8 protein-coding genes and 1 tRNA gene are annotated in these 6604 nt (G+C 27.8%); all 9 read left to right on the top strand.

The genetic code is table 11. From position 1 onward, the window contains the following. A partial coding sequence (locus PKV21_08365) for a valine--tRNA ligase (GenBank protein ID HOM27502.1) occupies positions 1-328 on the top strand: 328 nt, incomplete at its 5' end. Further along, positions 328-642, top strand: coding sequence for a 50S ribosomal protein L21 (gene rplU, locus PKV21_08360; GenBank protein HOM27501.1), 315 nt, complete (start codon positions 328-330; stop codon positions 640-642). The genes PKV21_08365 and rplU, both read left to right, overlap by 1 nt. Beyond that, positions 639-1757 (top strand): GTPase HflX, encoded by a 1119-nt coding sequence (hflX, locus tag PKV21_08355; protein ID HOM27500.1) that lies wholly within the window; start codon positions 639-641, stop codon positions 1755-1757. Before rplU ends, hflX begins: the two co-directional genes overlap by 4 nt. After that, entirely contained in the window at positions 1732-2718 is a 987-nt protein-coding gene (locus PKV21_08350) for a bifunctional oligoribonuclease/PAP phosphatase NrnA (GenBank protein ID HOM27499.1), read from the top strand. Before hflX ends, PKV21_08350 begins: the two co-directional genes overlap by 26 nt. Next, on the top strand, positions 2706-3416 hold the full coding sequence (gene truB, locus PKV21_08345; GenBank protein ID HOM27498.1) for a tRNA pseudouridine(55) synthase TruB: 711 nt from the start codon (positions 2706-2708) through the stop codon (positions 3414-3416). The genes PKV21_08350 and truB overlap by 13 nt, the downstream gene beginning before the upstream one ends. Further along, positions 3413-4744, top strand: a complete 1332-nt coding sequence (glmM, locus tag PKV21_08340; GenBank protein HOM27497.1) for a phosphoglucosamine mutase — start codon at positions 3413-3415, stop codon at positions 4742-4744. Before truB ends, glmM begins: the two co-directional genes overlap by 4 nt. A 194-nt stretch (positions 4745-4938) precedes the next feature. Then, positions 4939-5010: transfer RNA gene (locus PKV21_08335), tRNA-Thr, on the top strand. A gap of 61 nt (positions 5011-5071) precedes the next feature. Then, positions 5072-6220: a chorismate synthase gene (aroC, locus tag PKV21_08330; GenBank protein HOM27496.1), complete on the top strand. Its 1149-nt coding sequence runs from the start codon at positions 5072-5074 to the stop codon at positions 6218-6220. A gap of 14 nt (positions 6221-6234) precedes the next feature. Further along, on the top strand, positions 6235-6604 hold a 370-nt coding region (locus PKV21_08325), incomplete at its 3' end, for a shikimate kinase (protein HOM27495.1).

Genomic DNA, 6604 nt, shown 5'->3' with positions numbered 1-6604 from the left:
AATTATAAAAAAACTTGCAGGTGTAAAAGAAATAAAAAGATTTATTGAAGAAAAAGATATTTTTGTCAGACACCTTAAATGGGGTGGACTCGGTATAACTTTTCATGGTATAATAAATATTTCAGAGGAAAAAGAAAAAAAATTAAAGGAAATAGAAAAGTTAAAAGAAATACTTTCAAATATTGAGAACAGATTGAAAAATGAAGAATTTCTTAAAAAGGCACCGCCTGAAGTAATTGAAAACGAAAAAAATAAAAAAATTGAAATAGAAGAAAAAATAAAAAATTTACAGAAAGATATTCAATTTATTGAAAAAAGGAGTGAATAATGTATGCATTTATTGAACTCGGTGGTAAACAAATTAAGGTTAAAGAGGGGTTGAAATTTTCAGTATTAAGAATTAAGGATAAAAAAGTAGGTGAAGAAATTGAATTAAAACCTGTATGTTTTTTTGATGGAAAAGAAATGATTACAGAAAAAGAAAAACTTGAAAACATAAAGGTAATTTGTGAAATCCTTGAAGAAAAAAAAGGTAAAAAAATCTATGTTTTTAGAAAAACTGCTAAAACAGGGTATAAAAGAGGAATTGGATATAGAGATATTTTAACTGTATTAAAAGTAAAAAGTATTGTGAAAAAGTGAAAAAACTTATTGAGAATTTACCAGAAACATTTGTTGGTAAAAGAGGTATATTAGTAATAATAAAAGATAAATCTTATTATGAAATAGAAGAAGAAACCGAAGAATTAACAGCTCTATCAGAAACACTCGGGATAAAAATAATAGAAAAATTCTATATTAAACTCCAGCAGATAAACCCAGCAACATATATTGGAAAGGGTAAACTGGAAGAAATCAAAAATTTTATACAGAAAAACAATATTTCAATTCTTATATTTGAAAAAGACCTCACTCCTGTTCAGCAGAGAAATATAGAAGAAACTCTTGGTATCAAAGTTATAGATAGAACAGAATTAATTCTATATATCTTTGGAGAACATGCACATTCTAAAGAAGGTAAAATTCAGGTTGAACTTGCACAACTCAATTATTTACTTCCAAGATTAACGGGTCAAGGAATTTCTCTTTCTCGTCTTGGAGGAGGACTTGGAACAAGAGGACCTGGAGAAATGAAACTTGAGGTATATAGAAGAAGAATAAAAGATAGAATTCATATATTAAAGGAAAAAATAAAAGATATTGAAAAACACAGAGAAGTTTTGAGAAAATCAAGAGAAATGTTCCCGACTGCTTCACTTTTAGGTTATACAAATGTTGGTAAAAGCAGTTTATTAAACTCTTTAAGTTCTTCCAATCTTTATGTTGCTGATAAACTCTTTGCAACACTTGACCCTGCGACAAGAGGTGTTTATCTCGGAGATAATAAAATCTGTCTTATAAGTGACACAGTTGGTTTATTAAAAAATATCCCCCATCACTTAATTGAGGCATTTAAATCTACACTGGAAGAAGTAAAATATTCAGATTTAATCATTTGTGTTTATGATATTTCAAAACCAAATTTAGATAAACAGAAAGATACGATAACAGAAGTTTTAAAAATACTTGCCATAGAAAATAAACCAAAAATTGATGTATTTAATAAAATTGACCTTTTACCTAATGAAGAAATAGAAATAATAAAAAGTAGATATCCTGATTTTATTTTTGTTTCAGCAAAGACAAAGGAAGGGATTGAGGAATTGAAAAAAACTATAAAGGAGATTCTTTATGGAAGTAAAGTTATCTCCACTTGATAAAAAAAAGATTGAAGAAATAATTAAAGTAATGAAGGATAAAAATTCATTTCTTATAACTTCACATATCAATATTGATGGTGATGGAATTGGAAGTGAAATTGCTCTTTATATATGTCTAAAAAAGTTAAATAAGCATGTGGAAATAATAAATCAGGATTCAATACCAGCAATATTTAAATTCCTTCCATATTCAAAACATATAAAAATATTTTCCAAAATAAAAAAAATAGATAATTTTGAAGTTGGAATTATACTAGACAGTGGTAACTTAGAAAGAATAGGGAATGTCAAGGAAATTATAAAGAAAATTCCTTTTATTATAAATATTGACCACCACATAACTAATTCTGAATTCGGTAATATTAACTGGATTAATCCTGTTTTTTCTTCAACAGGAGAAATGACATATTTTTTATGTGAAGAGTTGAAACATATTGATAAAAAAATTGCTACCTGTTTATATACTTCAATTATATATGATACATGCGGTTTTCTACACCACATAAGTAAATATACAATGGACATTGCTAAAAATTTAATTGATACAAAAATTAATCCTGAAAAAATCGCTCAAAAAATATTTTTTGAAAAATCAATAAAATCGGTCATTCTTTTTAAACTGGCACTTGAAACACTGAAATTTGATAAAAGAAAAAAAATATGTTTTATGAGAGTTCCTGCTGAATTTTTCAAAAAAGCAAAAGCAAAAGAAGAACATACAGAAGGATTTGTGGATTTTTTAATTTCTATAAAAGGAATTGAAGTCGGTGTTTTATTTAAAGAAAAAGAAAATGGTATTAAGGTTAGTATGAGAAGTAAAGGTAAGGTTGATGTTGAAAATATTGCAAAAAAATTTGGTGGAGGAGGGCATAGAGAAGCAGCAGGCTGTTTTATTGAAAATAAAAAAATGGAAGAAGTTGAATCCTTAATTAAAAAAGAACTGAGATGGATGGAATAATAAATGTATATAAACCAGGAGGAATAACCTCTTACGATGTAATCAGGATAATAAAAAAAGAATTTAATTTTAAAGATAAAATAGGACATGGAGGAACCCTTGACCCAATTGGAGAAGGGGTATTAATCCTACTTTTTGGAAGAATGACAAAACTTTCAAATAAATTTCTGAATTTTGATAAAGAATACATTGCAGAAGTTCTTCTCGGTATTAAAACAGATACAGATGATATAGAGGGAAAAATAATAGAAGAAAAACAGATAAAAAATTTAAATGAAGAAAGAATAATTGAGGTAATTAAAAGTTTTGAAGGAGAAACTGAACAAATACCACCTTTTATTTCAGCAATTAAATATAAAGGAAAACCTTTATACAAATATTATAGAAAAGGAATAAAAATACAACCACCTCCAAGAAAAGTTATCATAAAAAAAATAGAAATTTTAAAAATTGCTCTTCCTTATATTGAATTTAAAGTTTTATGTTCTAAAGGAACTTATGTAAGGTCTTTATGCAGAGATATCGGCGAAAAACTTGGTTGTGGCGGTACACAGAATAAACTTATAAGAACAAAAGTTGGACCCTTTAAAATAGAAGATAGTGTAAGAATAGAGAATTTAAAAAAATATGGAATAGAAAAATATTTGATTTATCTGGATGAATTATTGAAAATATTGAAAGTAGAGAGTGTGATATGATTGAAAAACTTAAAATAAGTGTTGCAGGAATAAGAGGAATATATCCTTCAGAATTAACTCCGGAAATTGCTTACAAATTTGGACTTGCTTATGGATTTTATTTGAAAGAAAAAAATATTTATATCGGGACTGATACAAGAATTTCCAGTGAAGTTTTAAAATATGCTTTAATTTCTTCACTTCTTGCAAAAGGGAAAAATGTTATTGACCTTGGAATTATGCCAACTCCAATAATAGAATTTGCAGTGGAAAAAAATAAAAGAGCGGGGGGTGTAATAGTTACAGCAAGTCATAATCCTTTCCAGTATAATGGAATTAAGTTTTTATCAACAAAGGGAACTTTTCTGAATGAAAGAGAAAATAGAAAATTGTTAGAGATATACAAAAAAACTGAAATTTCCTTATCAAAAAAACCGGGTAGAATCAAAACTGAAACACAAATTGAAGATATATACTTCCAAGAAATTTATAACAATGTAGATATAGAAAAAATAAAGGAGAAAAAACTAAAAATAATAGTTGATGTATGTCAGGGAGTAGGTGCTATTTTCACAAAAAAATTTCTTGAAAATATGAACTGTACAGTGGAAATAATAAATGAAAAACCGTATGGTATTTTTGTTCATGACCCTGAACCAAAAAAAGAAACATTAAAACAATTATCAAAAATTGTTAAAGAAAAAAATGCAAATATTGGTTTTGCACAGGACCCTGATGGAGACAGATTGGCAATTGTTGATGAAAAGGGAAATATAATTGGAGAGGAGATGGTTCTTGCTATATGTGTAAAAAATATTCTTGAAAAAATAAAGAGTCCTGTAGTAGTCAATCTTTCAACCTCAATGGTTATAGATGAAATTGCAGAAAAATTTGGTGTGAAAGTTTACAGAACAAAAATTGGTGAGGTAAATGTTGTTGAAAAAATGAAAAAAATTAAATCATTAGTAGGTGGTGAGGGGAATGGAGGAGTTATTTATTCATCTGTTCACTATGGAAGGGATAGTTTTGTTGGTATGGCTTTAATTCTTGATTATATATCGAGAAAAGAAAAAAAAATATCGGAAGTAGTTTCTGAATTTCCTGAATATTTTATGGTAAAAGAAAAATATAAAATTGAACCCCATAAAATTAAAGAAATACTGAAAAAGATAAAAAACAAGTACAGCAAAGAAAAGATAGATTATCTTGATGGAGTAAAAATAGTAAGAAAAGATGGCTGGATTCACATAAGACCTTCTGGAACCGAACCAATTTTAAGATTGATTATTGAAAGCAAAGATAGGAAAATTTTAAATGAGTATTTAGAAGAATTCAGGGCTATTTTATAAAAAACTTAAATCTCGTCGTTCTTAAATAAAAAAAATTTTAGAAATAGATGTATCATTTAATAAAAATATTCAAACTTTTCAATTTGCAAAACATTTTTAAGTAATAATGGTTTAATATTAATCTGCTGATAAACTTTATCTTCTTTCCTTCTTAACTAAAAATATCTCTTAAAAAATGGTAAAATTATAAATGTGCCCGTGTAGTTCAGTGGTAGAACGACGCATTCGTAATGCGTAAGTCGCCGGTTCAAATCCGGCCGCGGGCTTTTTAAAAAATAAAGTTTAAGTTATAATTATAGACAGGTATTTAAAATTTAAGGAGAAAAGATGTTAAGATTTCTTACTGCTGGTGAATCTCATGGAAAATGTCTAATTGGAATTCTTGAAGGTATGGTCTCGAATTTATCCATTGATGTAGAAGATATAAATAAAGAACTTGAAAGAAGACAGAAAGGATATGGCAGAGGAGAAAGGATGAAGATAGAGAAGGATAAAGTTGAAATTTTAAGTGGTATTCGTAATGGTAAAACAACAGGTGCTCCAATATCTCTTTTAATTGAAAATAAGGACTGGGAAAACTGGAAAGAATTTATGGATTTTAAAAAGAAGAAAGAGGGAAAAGAAAGATATATACCGAGACCAGGACATGCTGATTTATGTGGGTTTTTAAAATATAATTATGAGGATTTAAGAAATGTGATTGAAAGAGCAAGTGCGAGAGAAACAGCTATGAGAGTAGCAATTGGAGCAATATGTAAAAAACTTCTTTCAGAGTTTAATGTCAGATTTTATAGCAGGGTAAAAAAAATAGGAAAAATAGAAGATGAAGGAAGCATAGAAGAAATAAAAAAGAGTTATGAAAAAATAGAAAATTCACCTGTTAGATGTCTTTCAAGAGAAAAAGAAATGATGGAAGAAATAGATAAAGCAAGAGAAAAAGGAGATACCATAGGAGGGATTTTTGAAATTATAGTTGAGGGTATCTGTCCCGGTCTTGGCAGTTATGTCCACTGGGAAAAGAGAATAGATGCAAAGATTTCATATGTTTTGATGAGTATCCCCGGAGTTAAGGGTATTGAAATAGGACTTGGATTCGGAGGAAGCAAATTATTTGGTTCTGAATTCCATGATGAGATTTTTTATAAAAATAAAGTTTACAGAAAAACAAATAATTCTGGTGGCATAGAGGGTGGAATAACAAATGGAAATGATTTATGGATAAAATGCTTTTTCAAACCAATACCGACTGTTAAAAGAGGACTTTTATCTTTTGATATAAGGGATTTTAAAGAAAAAAAATATGAATATGAAAGAAGTGATATATGCGCAGTTGTTCCTGCCTCAATAATCGGAGAAAATTTACTTGCTTTTATTCTCGCCTCTGAATATATAGAGAAGTTTGCTGGTGATTCTCTCAATGATTTAAAAGAAAATTATAGAATTTATATTGAAAGAATAAAAAAATACTGGTTTTAAAAATCTTTTAATAAATGGAAAAGAATATTGTACTTATTGGTTTTATGGGAACAGGCAAAACTGAGGTAGGAATATTACTTGCTAAGAGGTTAAATATGAATTTTGTTGATACTGATAAATTAATAGAAGAAAGAGAAAAAGATAGAATTGTAAGAATATTTGAAGTTAAAGGAGAGGAATATTTTAGAGAAATAGAAGAAAAAATTATTGAAGAGGTATCAAATTATAAAAATTGTGTTATTGCAACAGGAGGAGGTGCTGTTATAAGAGAAAAAAATTACAATAATTTAAAAAAAAATGGAATTCTGATATGTTTAAAAGCAACGCCTGAAGAAATTTATAAAAGAACAATATCAAAAAAGGATAGACCGTTACTGATGAAAT

The sequence above is a fragment of the bacterium genome (genome assembly GCA_035371905.1).
Classification (GTDB): Bacteria; Ratteibacteria; UBA8468; order B48-G9; family JAFGKM01; genus JAMWDI01.
The sequence above is the reverse complement of the archived record's forward strand: the minus strand, read 5'-3'. Positions and strand labels throughout refer to the sequence as shown.

Bases quoted from the DNA above. Each gene is read 5' to 3' on its own strand.
- rplU (HOM27501.1), top strand. From the start codon at position 328: ATGTATGCATTTATTGAACTCGGTGGTAAACAAATTAAGGTTAAAGAG.
- truB (HOM27498.1), top strand. From the start codon at position 2,706: ATGGATGGAATAATAAATGTATATAAACCAGGAGGAATAACCTCTTAC.
- glmM (HOM27497.1), top strand. From the start codon at position 3,413: ATGATTGAAAAACTTAAAATAAGTGTTGCAGGAATAAGAGGAATATAT.
- aroC (HOM27496.1), top strand. From the start codon at position 5,072: ATGTTAAGATTTCTTACTGCTGGTGAATCTCATGGAAAATGTCTAATT.
- PKV21_08350 (HOM27499.1), top strand. From the start codon at position 1,732: ATGGAAGTAAAGTTATCTCCACTTGATAAAAAAAAGATTGAAGAAATA.